Annotated in this window: 16 protein-coding genes and 1 rRNA gene; 12 read left to right on the forward strand and 5 right to left on the reverse strand. The window is 63.8% G+C overall.

All coding sequences use genetic code 11. From position 1 onward, the window contains the following. Window positions 1-71: ribosomal RNA gene (locus QSV36_RS03700) — 16S ribosomal RNA — on the reverse strand; the annotation flags it as partial. Window positions 72-596: 525 nt separating this feature from the next. Here QSV36_RS03700 and rhtA point away from each other — a divergent pair. Continuing rightward, on the forward strand, window positions 597-1484 hold the full coding sequence (rhtA, locus tag QSV36_RS03705) for a threonine/homoserine exporter RhtA (RefSeq protein ID WP_289129970.1): 888 nt from the start codon (window positions 597-599) through the stop codon (window positions 1482-1484). Window positions 1485-1674: 190 nt separating this feature from the next. Beyond that, window positions 1675-1956, forward strand: a complete 282-nt coding sequence (locus tag QSV36_RS03710) for a hypothetical protein (protein ID WP_289129972.1) — start codon at window positions 1675-1677, stop codon at window positions 1954-1956. A 43-nt stretch (window positions 1957-1999) separates the two neighbouring features. Here QSV36_RS03710 and QSV36_RS03715 read toward each other — a convergent pair whose 3' ends face one another. Beyond that, entirely contained in the window at window positions 2000-3808 is a 1809-nt protein-coding gene (locus tag QSV36_RS03715; RefSeq protein ID WP_289129975.1) for an aminopeptidase P family protein, read from the reverse strand. Window positions 3809-4026: 218 nt separating this feature from the next. Here QSV36_RS03715 and QSV36_RS03720 point away from each other — a divergent pair, with 218 nt between their 5' ends. Together QSV36_RS03720 and QSV36_RS03725 are read left to right on the forward strand one after the other, a co-directional pair. After that, window positions 4027-5145, forward strand: coding sequence for a DUF3182 family protein (locus QSV36_RS03720; protein WP_289129977.1), 1119 nt, complete (start codon window positions 4027-4029; stop codon window positions 5143-5145). Then, window positions 5129-5899, forward strand: coding sequence for an alpha/beta hydrolase family protein (locus tag QSV36_RS03725; RefSeq protein ID WP_289129979.1), 771 nt, complete (start codon window positions 5129-5131; stop codon window positions 5897-5899). Before QSV36_RS03720 ends, QSV36_RS03725 begins: the two co-directional genes overlap by 17 nt. Here the strand turns inward: QSV36_RS03725 and QSV36_RS03730 are convergent. Together QSV36_RS03730 and QSV36_RS03735 are read right to left on the reverse strand one after the other, a co-directional pair. Beyond that, complete coding sequence (locus QSV36_RS03730) at window positions 5878-6258, reverse strand: antibiotic biosynthesis monooxygenase (RefSeq protein ID WP_289129981.1); 381 nt, start codon at window positions 6256-6258, stop codon at window positions 5878-5880. The genes QSV36_RS03725 and QSV36_RS03730 overlap by 22 nt on opposite strands. Window positions 6259-6317: 59 nt before the next feature. Continuing rightward, the gene (locus QSV36_RS03735; protein WP_289129984.1) at window positions 6318-7349 is read right to left on the reverse strand and encodes a GlxA family transcriptional regulator; all 1032 of its coding nucleotides are present in this window, start codon (window positions 7347-7349) and stop codon (window positions 6318-6320) included. Between the two features lie 82 nt (window positions 7350-7431). On the opposite strand from QSV36_RS03735, the gene QSV36_RS03740 reads away from it, so the two are divergent. Next, complete coding sequence (locus QSV36_RS03740; protein WP_289129986.1) at window positions 7432-7980, forward strand: cysteine hydrolase family protein; 549 nt, start codon at window positions 7432-7434, stop codon at window positions 7978-7980. Window positions 7981-8030: 50 nt separating this feature from the next. Here the strand turns inward: QSV36_RS03740 and QSV36_RS03745 are convergent, their stop codons facing one another. Then, complete coding sequence (locus QSV36_RS03745; RefSeq protein WP_289129989.1) at window positions 8031-8594, reverse strand: helix-turn-helix domain-containing protein; 564 nt, start codon at window positions 8592-8594, stop codon at window positions 8031-8033. An 83-nt stretch (window positions 8595-8677) separates the two neighbouring features. On the opposite strand from QSV36_RS03745, the gene QSV36_RS03750 reads away from it, so the two are divergent. The 7 genes from QSV36_RS03750 (at window position 8678) to QSV36_RS03780 (ending at window position 15829) form a co-directional block, all read left to right on the forward strand. Further along, on the forward strand, window positions 8678-9610 hold the full coding sequence (locus QSV36_RS03750) for a DMT family transporter (protein WP_289129991.1): 933 nt from the start codon (window positions 8678-8680) through the stop codon (window positions 9608-9610). 161 nt (window positions 9611-9771) lie between these two features. Next, complete coding sequence (locus QSV36_RS03755) at window positions 9772-12687, forward strand: monovalent cation/H+ antiporter subunit A (RefSeq protein ID WP_289129992.1); 2916 nt, start codon at window positions 9772-9774, stop codon at window positions 12685-12687. Continuing rightward, window positions 12687-13031: a Na+/H+ antiporter subunit C gene (locus QSV36_RS03760; protein WP_289129994.1), complete on the forward strand. Its 345-nt coding sequence runs from the start codon at window positions 12687-12689 to the stop codon at window positions 13029-13031. Before QSV36_RS03755 ends, QSV36_RS03760 begins: the two co-directional genes overlap by 1 nt. After that, window positions 13028-14707, forward strand: coding sequence for a monovalent cation/H+ antiporter subunit D (locus QSV36_RS03765; RefSeq protein ID WP_289129996.1), 1680 nt, complete (start codon window positions 13028-13030; stop codon window positions 14705-14707). Before QSV36_RS03760 ends, QSV36_RS03765 begins: the two co-directional genes overlap by 4 nt. After that, the gene (locus QSV36_RS03770) at window positions 14704-15192 is read left to right on the forward strand and encodes a Na+/H+ antiporter subunit E (RefSeq protein ID WP_289129998.1); all 489 of its coding nucleotides are present in this window, start codon (window positions 14704-14706) and stop codon (window positions 15190-15192) included. Before QSV36_RS03765 ends, QSV36_RS03770 begins: the two co-directional genes overlap by 4 nt. Further along, complete coding sequence (locus QSV36_RS03775; RefSeq protein ID WP_003259015.1) at window positions 15189-15467, forward strand: K+/H+ antiporter subunit F; 279 nt, start codon at window positions 15189-15191, stop codon at window positions 15465-15467. The genes QSV36_RS03770 and QSV36_RS03775 overlap by 4 nt, the downstream gene beginning before the upstream one ends. Continuing rightward, window positions 15464-15829, forward strand: a complete 366-nt coding sequence (locus QSV36_RS03780; protein WP_225777114.1) for a Na+/H+ antiporter subunit G — start codon at window positions 15464-15466, stop codon at window positions 15827-15829. Before QSV36_RS03775 ends, QSV36_RS03780 begins: the two co-directional genes overlap by 4 nt. Window positions 15830-15838 lie beyond the last annotated feature (9 nt).

Raw genomic sequence — 15838 nt, forward strand, 5'->3', positions numbered from 1 at the left:
ATCCGCTCGACTTGCATGTGTTAGGCCTGCCGCCAGCGTTCAATCTGAGCCATGATCAAACTCTTCAGTTCAATACTGCTTGGGTTTTTAAGAAACCCTAAACTTGGCTCAGCATTCTCAAATGACTATGTGATTTCTCGCATGGCCACTTGTGATGCTGATAATCTTTGTGACTATCAGTCCGTACTCACAAGCACCCACACGAATTGCTTGATTCGATTTGTTAAAGAGCGTTTGGTTAAGAGTGTTTCGTCTCAACCGAGGCGCGCATTCTACGCTTTCCTCATTGGCTGTCAAGCGTTTATTTTGAAGTTTTTTGCGAGAAACTCGTTTAGCTTCAAACACTTGACCCAACATGATGGCTTGCTTCGCTTCGCTACCGCGTTGGAGTGGGGCGCATTATAGGGCGATATCCGAAGCGGTCAACCTTTAATTTCAAAGATCTGGAATATTTCTGAAAATCGACGGCGACAGGGCTGACGTGCGCCCGGGCCAACCCACCTGTGCGGTCCCTGGTGCCTGCGGTGTCTGTTCCCTTCCAGAGCAATTGCGCACTATAGTGCTCACTTCAACCTGCCACGGATCGCCGCACAGAAATGAACACCCAACCCCGCAGCCTGGCCGCTACCCTCTTCCCGATCGGCCTGCTGCTCATCGCCATGGCCTCGATACAGTCCGGTGCCTCCTTGGCCAAAAGCATGTTCCCCATCGTTGGCGCACAAGGCACGACCACCCTGCGCCTGATCTTCGCCAGTATCATCATGCTGTTGATACTGCGCCCTTGGCGCGTCCGCATGACAGGCAACACCCTGCGCAACGTGATCATCTATGGCCTGGCGCTGGGTGGTATGAACTTCCTCTTCTATATGGCCCTGCGTACGGTACCGATCGGCATCGCCGTGGCGCTGGAATTCACCGGACCACTGGCGGTGGCGATCTTCTCCTCGCGTCGGCCAATCGACTTCCTGTGGATTGCCCTGGCCATCGTCGGCCTGCTGCTGTTGCTGCCGGCTGGCGATGGCGGGCAGGCCCTCGACCCGGTCGGCGCAGCCTATGCCCTGGGCGCCGGTGTGTGCTGGGCCCTGTACATCCTGTTCGGGCAACGGGCCGGGGCCGAGCACGGCATCCAGAGCGCGGCGCTCGGGGTGGTGGTGGCTGCCCTGTTCGTCGCCCCCATCGGTATCGCCCACGCTGGCAGCACCTTGCTCACGCCCGCGGTGCTCCCCATGGCCCTGGGTGTTGCGGTACTGTCCACCGCCCTGCCCTACAGCCTGGAGATGGTCGCGCTAACGCGCATTCCGGCGCGCACCTTCGGCACCCTCATGAGCATCGAACCGGCGTTCGGCGCGCTGTCCGGCCTGCTGTTTCTCGGCGAGGTGCTGACGCTCACCCAATGGCTGGCAATTCTGGCGATCATCACTGCGTCGGTCGGCACCACATTGTCCATGCGCAAGGAGCCGAGCCCGGCGGTCGCCGCAGACTGACATGAGAAATAGTTTCATTTGAGGCAGGAATAGTGATTGTGGCAACCGGTCTCGCTGATTAAGCTGTCACAAGATCATCATCTTTACGCTATCTACTGGACCGAACACGGACGCTGGGGAATTTTCAGGAAGAACCAAAGCGATAACGACGGGGCCAGACAACTGATCCGCTCCGCATTTAAGGACAGGAATGAAACGTATTTTTCTCATCCTGGCCATCTTGGCCATTGCCGGATGTGCTGCCACGGCCAAGACCGAGGTCAAAAGGGGCAAGAAGGGCCTGCATATCAGTTGCTCCGGCCTTTCTTCCTCGTGGGACAATTGCTACAGCAAGGCTGCAACTTCCTGCAGCACGCGTGGTTACCGCGTCATTGCCCGCTCTGGCGATAGCGACGAAGAAGCCGGTGACTACCTGTTCGGTATCAACCCGGCGGGCTACACCAGCCGCAGCATGATCGTCATCTGCAAATAACGGAAAGGGCAGCTTGCACGCTGCCCTTTTCGTTTACGCTGCCTTACACCGGCGCAGTGCGCGCTTCCAGCCAGGCCAGCGCTTCGCCCTGGAGCAACGGTGCCAGTCGCTCACGCACCTGGGCGTGGTAACCATTCAACCAGTCCAATTCCTCTCTGGTCAGCAGTTCGGGCAACAGGCAACGGGTGTCGATCGGGCACAATGTCAGGGTTTCGAAGTTGAGGAACTCGCCAAACGCGCTCTTGCCGGCCTCGCGCGTGGCGACCAGGTTCTCGATGCGCACGCCCCACTGCCCTGGGCGGTAAGTGCCTGGCTCGATCGAGCTGATCATGCCCGGTTGCATCGCGGTCTGCGGTGTGGGCGCCGCCTGATAGGCAATCACCTGCGGCCCCTCGTGCACGTTCATGAAGTAACCCACCCCATGCCCGGTGCCGTGGCCGTAATCCACCTGGTCAGCCCAGATCGGCGCCCGCGCAATGGCGTCGAGCAAAGGCGACAGCACGCCACGCGGGAAGTTGGCACGCGAAAGGGCAATCATGCCCTTGAGCACGCGCGTGCAGTCCTGCTTCTGCTGCAGGCTGGGGCTGCCTACCGGCACCATGCGGGTGATGTCGGTGGTACCGCCCAGGTATTGCCCGCCCGAATCGATCAGCAGCAGGCCATTACCCTCGATGACCGCATGCGACTGTTCGGTGGCGCGGTAATGCGGCATGGCGCCATTGCCATTGAAGGCGGCAATGGTCGCGAAACTCAACGAAACAAAGCCTGGACGGCGGGCACGCGCGGCCCGCAACTGTTCGTCGACGGTGAGTTCGGTAATGACTTCCTGACCGAGGCGGGCTTCGAACCAGGCGAAGAATTCGCACAAGGCTGCGCCGTCCTGCTCCATCGCCTGGCGGATGTGAACCAGATCGTCCTCACCCTTGCACGCTTTGCTCAGGGTGGTGGGGTTGATCCCCTCGATCAGTTCAACCCCGGCGGCCAGGTTATCCAGCAGGCCACAAGTGACCCGGGCCGGGTCGAGCAGCAAGCGGCTGCCGGCCTGCAGGGCGCCAAGGGCCGTGCCTGCCTCGGCGTAGTCGCGCACCTCGATGCCATCGGCGTCCAGCACCTGGCGCAGATGGTCATCGAGCTTGTCCAGGCCAACGAACAGGACGGCTTGCTGCTGGCTGATCAGGGCGAAGGCCAGGAACACCGGGTTATAGGACACATCACTGCCGCGCAGATTGAACAGCCAGGCGATGTCATCCAGGCTGGCGATGAAATGCCAGTCGGCCCCCTTGGTCTGCAGGCTGTGGCGCAACTGCTGGAGTTTTTCCGCCCGACTGACCGTCGCGTGGGGCGGCAAGTGCTGGTAAACCGGGTTGCCCGGCAGCGCCGGGCGCCCATCCCAGACCTGCTCCAGCAAGTCCTTGTCTGTCACCAGTCGTGCCCCGCGCAGCTTCAGCCGCTCGCCCAGCTGCCGTGCCGACGCCAAGGCCATGACCGCACCATCCACGGCCACGCTGCCATCAGGCTGGACGTTATCGCCCAGCCATTCCAGCGCGCCAGGCTTGCCTGGCAGCAGCTTCATCAATTCGATGCCAGTGCCTGACAACTCATGCTCCGCCTGTTCCCAATACCGGCTATCGACCCATAACCCGGCAAAACCAGCCGTGACCACCAGCGTGCCCACCGAGCCGTGGAACCCAGACAGCCAGCGCCGCCCCTGCCAGTAGCCCGGCAGGTATTCGGAAAGATGGGGGTCGGCCGAGGGTACCAGCAAGGCATCGATGCCCTCTGCAACCATGGCCTGGCGAACCTGCGCCAAGCGCTGCGGCACGCTTTGCTCAAGGGTGGTCTGAACGTTCATGCGCTCTCCTGCGGCTACATCACGGTTGATCCAGTGTGCCGATAATGGAACAGCCGTCGAAGCCCTGCAATCGTGGCGACCGACACACGGCATGCATTGCCCGCCACGCCCTGCGCAAGCCAGACATTTCCTACAGCACGCCCAGGACCACCGATCAACTCCCGCTGAACTTCGCCAAAGTAGCGGCTTCACACAGATACGTTCGTTACATAAGGCAAATGACCATGCCCAACGTCTGCGCCCCTAAAAGCGGCGTGGTGCTGCTCGACACCCGGGTACGCACCCCCGACCACGAGCATGCCGTGCATCTCAAGCTTGCCGAAGGCCTGGCCTGCCTGCTGGGTTGCCCGCATGTGCAGCCCAGCCAGCCGCCGACCGCCGCCGATGGCTACTATTACCTGCCCACCGAAACCTTGGTCGACCCCAGGCGCCAGTCTGCCCTGGGCATCCAGAGCGAACACGACCTGTTCGGCGGCCTGGTCGCCTACCCCTACATGGCGACCAAGGCAATCTCGCACCCGTTGCCGGGCGGGGCCAGTTTCCCTCCGGGCTGGACCGATGCCTTCGCCCGACACGCCAGCGACGCCCTGTTGCGCGGCTACACAGTGTTCAACAAAGCCGACGCGCGCAACGCTGCACGCCAGCTGCTGCTGGACGGCCCCTTGCGGATCAAGCCGGTGCTGGCTTGTGCAGGCCGCGGGCAAGAGGTCATTACCGCGCCGGATGCGCTGGAACCACTGCTGGCCGGCATGGATGACCAGGAGCTGGCACTGTGGGGGCTGGTGCTCGAAGAAGACCTCAGCGAGGTGCAGACCTTCAGCGTCGGTCAGGTACGCGTCGCCGGGCAGACCTGCAGTTACCACGGCACCCAGCACCTGACCCGCGATCATCAGGGTATCGAAGTCTATGGCGGCTCCGACCTGGTGCTGGTGCGCGGCGGCTACGACGCGCTACTGCAGCTTCCACTGGAGGACCACGTGCGCCTGGCCATCAACCAGGCCATCGTCTACGAGCAAGCGGCCGAACGGCACCTGCCGGGCTTCATCGCCTCCCGCCGCAACTACGACATTGCCCGCGGCTTCACCGCCCAGGGCCACTTGCGCAGCGGCGTACTCGAACAATCCTGGCGACTGGGCGGCGCCAGCAGTGCCGAACTGCTGGCCTTGCAAGCCTTTGCCGACGACCCGGCATTGCAACAGGTGCGAGCTTCCACCCATGAAGTATTCGGTACCCCCGAATTGCCCACTGACGCCACCCTCTTCTACCAAGGAAACGACAGTGAACTCGGACAACTCAGCAAATTTGCGCGGATTCGCGAATATGACCATTCAGAGTGAAACCATTGAACTGCAGGTCGAAGGTGACAGCATCGTCGGCACCTTGGTCAGCCCTGGCAGCAAGATGCCGGGCATTCTCTTCGTGCATGGTTGGGGCGGCAGCCAGCAACGCGACCTGGCACGCGCCCGGCATATCACCGGGCTGGGCTGCGTGTGCATGACCTTCGACCTGCGCGGCCACGAGAAGACCGAAAGCCAACGGCTGACCGTCACCCGCGAACAGAACCTCATGGACCTGATTGTGGCCTACGACCGCCTGGTCAGCCACCCTGCCGTCGACAGCAGCGCCATCGCCATCATCGGCAGCAGCTATGGCGGCTACCTGGCCACCCTGCTGACCCGCGAGCGGCCAGTCAAATGGCTGGCCCTGCGCGTACCGGCCATGTATTGGGACGAGGAATGGGAGATTCCCAAGCAGACCCTCGACCGACAGCGCCTGCACGCTTACCGCCAGCGCCCGCTCGGCCCGGCGGACAACCGTGCACTGGCAGCCTGCGCCGAGTTCGCCGGCGACGTGCTGCTGGTGGAGTCCGAACAGGACGACTACGTGCCGCACAGCACGCTGATGAGCTACCGCTCGGCATTCGTCAGCGCCCATTCGCTCACCCACCGCATCGTCGACGGTGCCGACCATGCGTTGTCCAGCGAAGCGAGCCAGAAAGCCTACAGCTCGATCCTGGCGTCCTGGATCAGCGAAATGGTCATCGGCGCCCGGTTGGACCGCTATCCACACTATGCGCCCTGGTATGCCTGAGCATCACTCAGTTGACAATGCAGGCCGCCATCGGTACCACGCACCAGGCTGCGCAGCGCCTGGTAGGCGGCAAACCTGACGCCACGCGCCTGATGCCGGGCAAGCAGTTCGAGAAACGGCTCCTCGACGAAGTGCACGGCTGCTGCTGCCCACGCCTGGCGGGACTGCCACTGCAGGTACTGCAACACCCGGCTGCCATCGTCACTGGCCTGGATGCTGACCCCCTGCAGCCCCTCACAGCGTGTGGCCAGCTCTTCGCTACGCGCCACCAGCGCCTGGGCCAATGCCTGCTGGCAGACGCCGGGCACTTCATATTCGATCAACTGGGTAAACCACAAGGCATGGGGTGTTGCGATCATGAGCAGTCTCCTTGCTACGGACGCATGCAGCGCGATGCCGGGCAGGGTAAAACCTCAAGTTATGTCAAGGTCAAGCGTTTTCCCGCCGCAGATGCGCTGCACTCGTCCTGGCCAGATACCGCAAAGCGCCGGCGATAATCACTCGGTGTCAGGCCAGTGATGCGCTGAAACACCTTGCGAAACGCGCCCGGGTCCTGATAACCGACACCCCAGGCGATCTGATCGACGGTGCGCCGGGTGAACTCCAGCAAGCGGCACGCCCGGCCTACCCGCACGTGCTGGCAGTACTCGGTCGGCCGTAGCCCGGTTGCTGCACGAAACCGGCGCAGGAAGGTGCGTGCCTCCAGCCCCGCGCAGGCTGCCATGCCGGGCAGGTCGGCATCCTGCCCGCCATTGCCTTGCAGCCAGTGCTGGACTCTCAGCACTGCCTCGTCGCCATGTTCAAGGCGCGGGCGGAACACGGCCCCCGGCAGCGGCGCCGCCACCGGCTCGACTGCCAGGTAACGGGCGGTTTCCCGTGCCAAGGTCGCCCCCATGAAGCGCTCCAGCAAACGCAAGCCCAGGTCGGTCCAGGCCATCAAGCCGGCCGAGGTGATCAGGTCGCCGTCATCCAGCAGCGGCTGCTGGGCCTCGACGCGTATCCTGGGAAAGCGCTGGGCCAACGCCTGCACGTAGTTCCAGTGGGTACAGGCCGGGCGCCCGTCGAGCAGGCCACTGGCCGCTATGAAGAACACACCGATGCACACCGACGCCAGCACCGTGCCACGCCCGTGCAGCTCGCGTAGCGGCACGCGGTGGCGCTCCAACAGCTCGGCTTGCGGCGCCGACTCCAGGCTCGGCGGTATGATCAGCACACGCAGCTCGGAAACAGCGACGCCAGGGCTCTCGGGAGCAGGCTGCAACTGCCCCGTCTCGTCAGCCTGCCAGAAGCTGACGCGTACCTGCGGCAACTCGACGGCCCCCAGCTCGCCGGCTACCCGGTTGGCCACCAGAAACAGGTCGGCCAGGCCGTGCACGGCAGCACGCTGCGCGCCCTGGTACAGCAACAGGCCGATATCCAGGCTGGTGGCATTGTCAGTTTTTGCCCGCATAGTGTCGTTTGCGCCAATCCTCAGGTCAGTCGCCACAGCCTATAACTAACGTCATCCAACGACTACTGCCACAGGAGGCAGCATGAGCAAGCAGGCGCTGATCATCATCGACATTCAGAACGACTATTTCCCCGGCGGCAAATGGACCCTCGATGGCGCTGAACAGGCGGCCGACAACGCCGCACGCCTGCTGGCGGCGGCGCGCCAACGGGGCGACCTGGTGGTGCACGTGCGGCATGAGTTCGAGAGTGCCGATGCACCATTCTTCGCGCCGGGCTCGCAGGGGGCTGCCATCCACACCAAGGTCCGGCCCGAAGCGGGTGAGCCGGTGGTGCTCAAGCACAAGGTCAATGCCTTCCTCGGGACCGACCTCGAACACACGCTGGACCAGCATGGTGTCGAAGCCCTGACCATCGTCGGCAGCATGAGCCACATGTGCATCGACGCCGCTACCCGAGCCGCAGCAGATCTGGGCTACCAGGTGACCGTGGCGCACGATGCCTGTGCAACCTTGCCCCTGGAGTTCGCTGGCAAGCAGGTGCCGGCGGCAGACGTGCATGGTGCGGCAATGGCGGCGCTGGCGTTTGCCTATGCCAAGGTGGTGAAGACCGATGAGCTGCTGAAAAGCTGATCGGCGCGGGATTCGCTGGGGGCTGCCGTGCAGCTCCTAGGCCTGCAAACTCAAATGACCACATTACGCACGAAGCGCACCGCCAAGGCCCCGTCATTGCGGTAGGCATACCGGCAATTGCTGGGAAACACATGAAACTGGCCTTGCCGCAGGCAGTACTCGGCCCCTTCGATGATCAATGTCAGCTGACCTTCGGCCACATAGATCTGCTCGCTCCAGCCCTCGGCGTCGGCTTCGCTGCGGTAGCACTCCCCGGGTGCCAGGGTCCACTCCCAAAGCTCCACCTCGCGCCTCGCCGGGCTGCTGCCCAGCAGCACCGCCCTGCTCTGCGGATGCTCACCCGCCCAGGCCAGTTCTTCGATGCGGCCCGGGTCGCGCTGGTCAGGTGCCTGGATCAGGGTACTGAAGGCCACGCCAAGGGCTTCGGCAATCAGGTCGAGGGTCGTCAGGCTGACATTCTTCTCGCCCGCCTCGATCGCCACCAGCATGCGCCGGCTGACCCCGGAACGCTCGGCTAGCGCGGCCTGGCTGACACCTGCGGCGTTGCGCAACCTGCGTACATTGAGGCTGACATGTTGCAGCACCGAAGCCCGGTGCAAAGATTCTTTGTGCACTATAGTGCTCACTGGTAGGAATTGCGCAGTATACTGCCCACTTTGCGGCGATTGTGCGCCGCCCCTTCCGAGTGCGCAAGACCATGAACCAGCCCAGCAGCAAGCCGACCCCTGCCCTCACGTTTCGCCTGAGCAAGGCCGAACTGGTGCTGGTATTCATCACCATGCTGTGGGGTGGCACCTTCCTGCTGGTGCACAACGTGATGTCCGTCAGCGGGCCGATGTTCTTCGTCGGCCTGCGCTTCGCAGCCGCCGCGCTGTTCGTGGGTGTGGTCTCGGCGCGGGCGCTGCCAGGGTTGACGCTCACCGAACTCAAGGCCGGCATGTTGATCGGCGTGTCGATCATGCTCGGCTACGGCTTGCAGACCATGGGCCTGCAAACCATCAGCAGCAGCCAGTCGGCATTCATCACCGCGCTGTATGTGCCGTTCGTGCCGCTGCTGCAATGGCTGGTGCTGGGCCGCCGGCCTGGCCTGATGCCGAGCATTGGTATCGGCCTGGCATTCACCGGCCTGATGCTGTTGGCCGGGCCTGAAGGCGGCAGCCTGCACTTCAGCGAGGGCGAACTGGTGACATTGGTCAGTGCGGTAGCCATCGCCGGCGAAATCATCCTGATCAGCCGCTATGCCGGCCAGGTCGATGTGCGCCGGGTCACGGTAGTGCAACTGGCGACCGCCTCGCTGCTGGCATTCCTGATGATCGTGCCGACCCAGGAGCGCATTCCCGATTTTTCCTGGCTGCTAGTGGCCAGTGCGGTGGGCCTGGGGGCGATGAGCGCAGTGATCCAGGTGGCGATGAACTGGGCACAGAAATCGGTCTCACCCACCCGCGCGACCCTGATCTATGCCGGCGAACCCGTGTGGGCCGGGATCGTCGGGCGTGTGGCCGGCGAACGCTTGCCGGGCGTGGCACTGCTCGGCGGCCTGTTGATCGTGATCGCGGTTGTGGTCAGCGAACTCAGGGTGCGCCGCACCGACGAAAACCAGACAGCACTGGCAGCACAGAGTGAACGCTGACGGCACGCCCATCTCTAAACCTGCGGCTATGCTTTGTAAGAAAGTGTTATAAAAAACCAGCGTTTCACAGCCTGTTTGTAGGATTCTGCGACACCTTGCGTGTTGGTGATCACACCTCTGGCACGTATGATTCCGGGCAAACTTCTCCAGAATAGGCCGCTATGTCATTGATAGTGCTACTGCTTCTGCCGTTCGTTGGCAGTTGCCTGGCAGCCGTGCTGCCGCACAACGCACGTAATGCGGAGTCCATTCTCGCCGGGCTCGTCGCCCTGGTCGGCACGGTCCAGGTAGCACTGCTGTACCCTCAGGTTGCCCACGGCGGCGTGATCCGCGAAGAATTCCTCTGGCTACCCAGCCTGGGCCTGAACCTGGTGCTGCGCATGGACGGCTTCGCCTGGCTGTTCGCGCTGCTGGTACTGGGCATCGGTGCACTGGTGTCACTGTATGCGCGCTACTACATGTCGCCACAAGACCCGGTACCGCGCTTCTTCGCCTTTTTCCTGGCCTTCATGGGCGCCATGCTCGGCCTGGTGATTTCCGGCAACCTGATCCAGCTGGTGTTCTTCTGGGAACTCACCAGTCTGTTCTCCTTCCTGCTGATCGGCTACTGGCACCACCGTGCCGACGCCCGTCGCGGTGCCTACATGGCGCTGATGGTCACGGGCGCGGGTGGCCTGTGCCTGCTGGCAGGCGCCCTGCTGCTCGGCCACGTGGTGGGCAGCTACGACATGGACAAGGTCCTGTCTGCTGGCAACGTCATCCGCCAGCATGCACTGTACCCAGTGTTGCTGCCGCTGATCCTGATCGGCGCCCTGAGCAAGAGCGCGCAGTTCCCCTTCCAGTTCTGGCTGCCCCATGCCATGGCAGCACCGACCCCGGTATCGGCCTATCTGCATTCGGCGACCATGGTCAAGGCCGGGGTATTCCTGTTGGCGCGCCTGTGGCCGGTGCTCTCGGGCAGTGAAGAGTGGTTCTGGATCGTCGGTGGTGCAGGCGCGCTTACCCTGCTGCTCGGCGCCTTTGCCGCCATGTTCCAGAACGACCTCAAGGGCCTGCTGGCCTATTCGACCATCAGCCACCTGGGCCTGATTACCCTGCTGCTTGGCCTCAACAGCCCGCTGGCCGCCGTTGCCGCCGTGTTTCACATTCTCAACCATGCGACCTTCAAGGCTTCGCTGTTCATGGCCGCTGGCATCATCGACCATGAAAGCGGCACGCGGGACATCCGCCGCCTGAGCGGCCTGGTCCGCCTGGTGCCGTACACCGCCACCCTGGCGATGGTGGCCAGCGCCTCGATGGCCGGCGTGCCGTTGATGAACGGCTTCCTGTCCAAGGAAATGTTCTTTGCCGAAACGGTATTCATCAGTTCCACCGCCTGGGTCGAGGCCATCCTGCCGCTGATCGCCACCCTGGCCGCGACCTTCAGCGTGGCCTACGCACTGCGCTTCACCGTCGACGTGTTCTTCGGCCCCAGCGCCACGGACCTGCCGCATACCCCGCACGAACCGCCACGCTGGATGCGCGCGCCAGTCGAGCTGCTGGTGCTCACCTGCCTGGTGGTGGGCATCTTCCCGGCCCAGTCGGTCGGCCCGCTACTGGCCGCCGCCGCCCTACCGGTGGTGGGCGGCACCCTGCCGGAATACAGCCTGGCCGTCTGGCACGGCTGGAACGCGCCACTGATCATGAGCCTGGTGGCCATGGCTGGCGGTAGCGTGCTGTACCTGGTACTGCGCAAACAGTTGCGCCTGGGCCGTTTCCCGTATCCGCCGCTGATCGAGCGTTTCAACGGCAAGCGCCTGTTCGAGCAAGGCCAGGTGCAACTGATGTTGCTGGCGCGGCGCATCGAACGCCTGCTCACCACCCGCCGCCTGCAGTCGCAATTGTTCATGCTGGTGCTCGCCGCCTTCCTCGCCGGCCTCGTCCCCATGCTCTACAGTGGCCTGAGCTGGGGTGAGCGGCCGAAGATTCCCGGTTCGGGCGTGTTCGTCGCGCTGTGGCTGATTGCGATCGCCTGCGCCATCGGTGCCGCCTACCAGGCCAAGTACCACCGCCTGGCAGCGCTGACCATGGTCAGTGTCTGTGGGCTGATGACCTGCATCACCTTCGTCTGGTTCTCGGCGCCCGATCTGGCGCTGACCCAGTTGGTGGTGGAAGTGGTCACCACCGTGCTGATCCTGCTCGGCCTGCGCTGGCTGCCACGGCGGATCGAAGGTGTGTCGCCACTGCCGGGCAGCCTGGACCGCGCGCGCGTGCGGCGCCTGCGCGACCTGCTGCTGGCGGTGCTGGTAGGTGGCGGCATGGCGGTGCTGTCCTACGCCATGTTGACCCGGCCAACGCCCAACGACATTTCCTCGTTCTACCTCAGCCGTGCGCTGCCCCAGGGCGGTGGCACCAACGTGGTCAACGTCATGCTGGTCGACTTCCGCGGCTTCGATACCCTCGGTGAAATCACCGTGCTGGTGGCCGTTGCGCTGACCGTGTTCGCCCTGCTGCGGCGCTTCCGCCCACCGAAGGAAAGCATGCAGTTGCCATCGCAGCAGCGCCAGCTGGCACCCGACGTGGTCACCGACCTGATCAACCCACGGCATGCCACCGACACCGCGCTGGGCTTCATGATGGTCCCTGCAGTGCTGGTGCGCCTGCTGCTGCCGATCGCCCTGCTGGTATCGATGTACCTGTTCATGCGTGGCCACAACCAGCCCGGGGGCGGCTTCGTCGCCGGCCTGGTGATGTCGGTGGCGTTCATCCTGCAGTACATGGTCGCCGGTACCCAGTGGGTCGAGGCGCAGATGAGCTTGCGGCCGTTGCGCTGGATGGGCACTGGGCTGCTGTGTGCAACCCTGACCGGGGTGGGCGCCATGCTGTTCGGCTACCCGTTCCTCACCACCCATACCGCCCACCTGCACTTGCCGTTGCTCGGCGATGTGCACGTGGCCAGCGCGCTGTTCTTCGATGTTGGCGTGTTCACCGTGGTGGTCGGCTCGACCCTGCTGATCCTCACCGCCCTGGCGCATCAGTCGGTGCGCGCCTACCGCCCGGGCAACCCGGCGAAAACCAGCCAAGCAGGAGCCGCCTGATGGAAGAAGTGATTGCAAGCGCCATCGGCGTCCTGGCCGCCTCGGGGGTGTGGCTGATCCTGCGCCCGCGCACCTATCAGGTGATCATGGGCCTGTGCCTGCTGTCGTATGGGGTCAACCTGTTCATCTTCAGCATGGGCAGCCTGTTCATCGGCAAGGAGCCGATCATCAAGGACGGCGTGCCCCAGGACCTGCTGCACTACACCGACCCGCTGCCACAGGCGCTGGTGCTCACCGCCATCGTCATCAGTTTCGCCATGACCGCACTGTTCCTGGTGGTGTTGCTTGCCTCGCGCGGCCTGACCGGTACCGACCACGTCGATGGCCGGGAGCGTGACGAATGAGCGGCATGAGCCAACTGATCATCGCGCCCATCCTGCTGCCGCTGGTAACCGCAGCGGTGATGTTGCTGCTGGGCGAAAAACACCGGCAACTCAAGGCCCGGCTGAACCTGCTGTCGACCTTTACCGGCCTGGCCATCGCGGTCAGCCTGCTGTTGTGGGTGCGCATCCAGGGCCAGGCAGAATCGATCGGCGTGTACCTGCCGGGCAACTGGCCGGCGCCGTTCGGCATCGTGCTGGTGGTCGACCACCTGTCGGCGCTGCTGCTCGCCCTCACCGGCACCATCGGTTTCAGTGCCCTGCTGTTTGCCCGGGCCCGTTGGGATGGTGCTGGGGCCAGCTTTCACGCGCTGTTCCAGATCCAGCTGATGGGCTTGTACGGTGCCTTCCTTACTGCCGACCTGTTCAACCTGTTCGTATTCTTCGAGGTGCTGCTGGCCGCCTCCTATGGCTTGCTGCTGCACGGTTCTGGCCGCGCCCGGGTGCGCGCCGGCTTGCACTACATCGCCATCAACCTGTTTGCTTCGTCACTGTTCCTGGTCGGCGCGGCGATGCTGTATGGCGTGACCGGCACGCTGAACATGGCAGACCTGGCCGTGAAGATCCCGCTGGTGCCAGAGGCCGATCGGGGCTTGCTGCATGCCGGTGCGGCCATCCTGGCCATCGCCTTCCTGGCCAAGGCCGGCATCTGGCCATTGAACTTCTGGCTGGTACCGGCCTATGCCTCCGCCAGTGCGCCAGTGGCGGCGCTGTTCGCGATCATGACCAAGGTCGGCCTGTATGCCGTGCTGCGCCTGTGGACCCTGCTGTTCTCGGGGCAGGCCGGGGCTTCGGCGCACTTCGCTGGCGAATGGCTGGTAGCGGGTGGCCTGGTCACCCTGGCGGTGGCGGCGGTCTCGATCCTGGCCGCACAGCGCCTGGAGCGCATGGCCGCCCTCAGCATCCTGGTCTCGGCCGGCACCCTGCTCGCTGCCATCGGCTTCGCCCAGTCGGCGCTGACCGGTGCAGCGCTGTTCTACCTGGTCAACTCGACCTTGGCGCTGTGCGCACTGTTTCTGCTCGCCGAGCTGGTCGAACGCTCGCGCTCAGCCAATGAAGCGCCGCTGGAGGAAGAAGAAGACGCCATGCCGCCGCCGCTGGAGTCACTGCACCCACCCAAGGGCATCAACCTCGACGACGAGCAGAAGGTGGTGATCGGCCAGGTCATCCCGTGGACCATGGCATTCCTCGGCCTCAGCTTCATTGCCTGTGCCCTGCTGATCATTGGCATGCCACCGCTGTCAGGCTTTATCGGCAAGCTCAACCTGATCAGCGCACTGTTCAATCCCCAAGGCCTGGGCGTGCCACCGGAGCAACCCCTGGGGACATCCGGCTGGGGCCTTGTGACCTTGCTGATCCTGTCAGGCATGGCCTCGCTGATTGCCTTTGGCCGCGTCGGCATCCAGCGTTTCTGGAAGCCCGAGGAGCGTCCATCGCCGCTATTGCGCCGCTATGAATGCCTGCCCATCGTCATCCTGCTCGGCCTGTGCATCATCCTCAGCTTCAGGGCCGAGCCGTTACTGCGTTATACCCAGGACACCGCTGCCAGCCTGCAGGCTCCCGAGCTTTACATCCAGGCAGTAATGGCCGCCCGGCCGATCCCCGGTCCCACCTCGCTCGACGCACAGGTGCAGCCATGAAGCGACTGTTCCCTGCCCCGCTGTTATCGCTGTCGCTGTTCGCGCTGTGGCTGTTGCTGAACCTTTCGCTCAGCCCCGGCAACCTGCTGCTGGGGGCCGTGCTTGGCGTACTGGCACCGCTGCTGATGGCACCGCTGCGCCCTCAGCATGCCCATGTGCGGCGGCCGCTGGCCGTTGCCCGGCTGGTCGGCCGGGTCGCTATCGACGTGATCCTGTCCAACCTGCTGGTCGCGCGTGGCGTGCTGCGTGCCGGCAAGCAGCCGCCACGCTCGGCGTTCGTGCACATCCCGCTGAGCCTGCGCGATGCGCATGGCCTGGCGGCGCTGTCGATGATTACCACGGTGGTGCCCGGCACGGTCTGGTCCGAGCTGGCGCTGGACCGCAGCGTGTTGCTGCTGCATGTGTTCGACCTGGATGACGAGGCGGCCTTCATCCGGCATTTCAAGGACACCTACGAACGCCCGCTGATGGAGATCTTCCAATGACAGGCCTGCTCGCCAATGCTGTCCTCGCCAGCCTGTTCATCTTCGCCCTGGCCATGGCCCTGGCGCTGATCCGGCTGTTCCGTGGCCCCTCCGCGCAGGACCGGGTCCTGGCGCTGGACTACCTGTACATCCTGGCCATGCTGACCATGCTGGTGCTGGGCATCCGTTATGCCAGTGACACCTACTTCGAAGGTGCCCTGCTGATTGCGCTGTTCGGCTTCGTGGGCTCGTTTGCCCTGGCCAAGTTCCTGCTGCGCGGTGAGGTGATCGAATGACTGAAGCCCTGCAACTACCGCTTTGGGTAGAGCTGGCTACCGCCGTACTGCTGCTGGTCGGCAGCCTGTTCGCGCTGATCGGTGCCGTGGGCCTGTTGCGCCTGAAGGACTATTTCCAGCGCATGCACCCGCCGGCACTGGCTTCGACCATCGGCGCCTGGTGCGTGGCACTGGCCTCGATCATCTACTTTTCCTGGCTCAAGGAAGCACCCGTGCTGCACGCCTGGCTGATTCCGATCCTGTTGTCCATTACCGTGCCGGTAACCACGCTGCTGCTGGCCCGGGCAGCGCTGTTCCGCAAGCGCATGGCCAACGAGCCGGTGCCAGAAGAAGTCAGCAGCGGACGCGATCGGGGCAACTGACAAGCCGCT

The sequence above is a fragment of the Pseudomonas sp. BCRC 81390 genome, from assembly GCF_030341915.1.
Classification (GTDB): Bacteria; Pseudomonadota; Gammaproteobacteria; order Pseudomonadales; family Pseudomonadaceae; genus Aquipseudomonas.

Excerpts from the sequence above, each read along its gene's own strand:
- QSV36_RS03780 (WP_225777114.1), top strand. The coding sequence starts at position 15,464 with ATGACTGAAGCCCTGCAACTACCGCTTTGGGTAGAGCTGGCTACCGCC.
- QSV36_RS03775 (WP_003259015.1), top strand. The coding sequence starts at position 15,189 with ATGACAGGCCTGCTCGCCAATGCTGTCCTCGCCAGCCTGTTCATCTTC.
- QSV36_RS03760 (WP_289129994.1), top strand. The coding sequence starts at position 12,687 with ATGGAAGAAGTGATTGCAAGCGCCATCGGCGTCCTGGCCGCCTCGGGG.
- QSV36_RS03710 (WP_289129972.1), top strand. The coding sequence starts at position 1,675 with ATGAAACGTATTTTTCTCATCCTGGCCATCTTGGCCATTGCCGGATGT.
- QSV36_RS03740 (WP_289129986.1), top strand. The coding sequence starts at position 7,432 with ATGAGCAAGCAGGCGCTGATCATCATCGACATTCAGAACGACTATTTC.
- QSV36_RS03770 (WP_289129998.1), top strand. The coding sequence starts at position 14,704 with ATGAAGCGACTGTTCCCTGCCCCGCTGTTATCGCTGTCGCTGTTCGCG.
- QSV36_RS03715 (WP_289129975.1), bottom strand. The coding sequence starts at position 3,808 with ATGAACGTTCAGACCACCCTTGAGCAAAGCGTGCCGCAGCGCTTGGCG.
- rhtA (WP_289129970.1), top strand. The coding sequence starts at position 597 with ATGAACACCCAACCCCGCAGCCTGGCCGCTACCCTCTTCCCGATCGGC.
- QSV36_RS03725 (WP_289129979.1), top strand. The coding sequence starts at position 5,129 with ATGACCATTCAGAGTGAAACCATTGAACTGCAGGTCGAAGGTGACAGC.
- QSV36_RS03730 (WP_289129981.1), bottom strand. The coding sequence starts at position 6,258 with ATGATCGCAACACCCCATGCCTTGTGGTTTACCCAGTTGATCGAATAT.
- QSV36_RS03765 (WP_289129996.1), top strand. The coding sequence starts at position 13,028 with ATGAGCGGCATGAGCCAACTGATCATCGCGCCCATCCTGCTGCCGCTG.
- QSV36_RS03735 (WP_289129984.1), bottom strand. The coding sequence starts at position 7,349 with ATGCGGGCAAAAACTGACAATGCCACCAGCCTGGATATCGGCCTGTTG.
- QSV36_RS03755 (WP_289129992.1), top strand. The coding sequence starts at position 9,772 with ATGTCATTGATAGTGCTACTGCTTCTGCCGTTCGTTGGCAGTTGCCTG.
- QSV36_RS03720 (WP_289129977.1), top strand. The coding sequence starts at position 4,027 with ATGACCATGCCCAACGTCTGCGCCCCTAAAAGCGGCGTGGTGCTGCTC.
- QSV36_RS03750 (WP_289129991.1), top strand. The coding sequence starts at position 8,678 with ATGAACCAGCCCAGCAGCAAGCCGACCCCTGCCCTCACGTTTCGCCTG.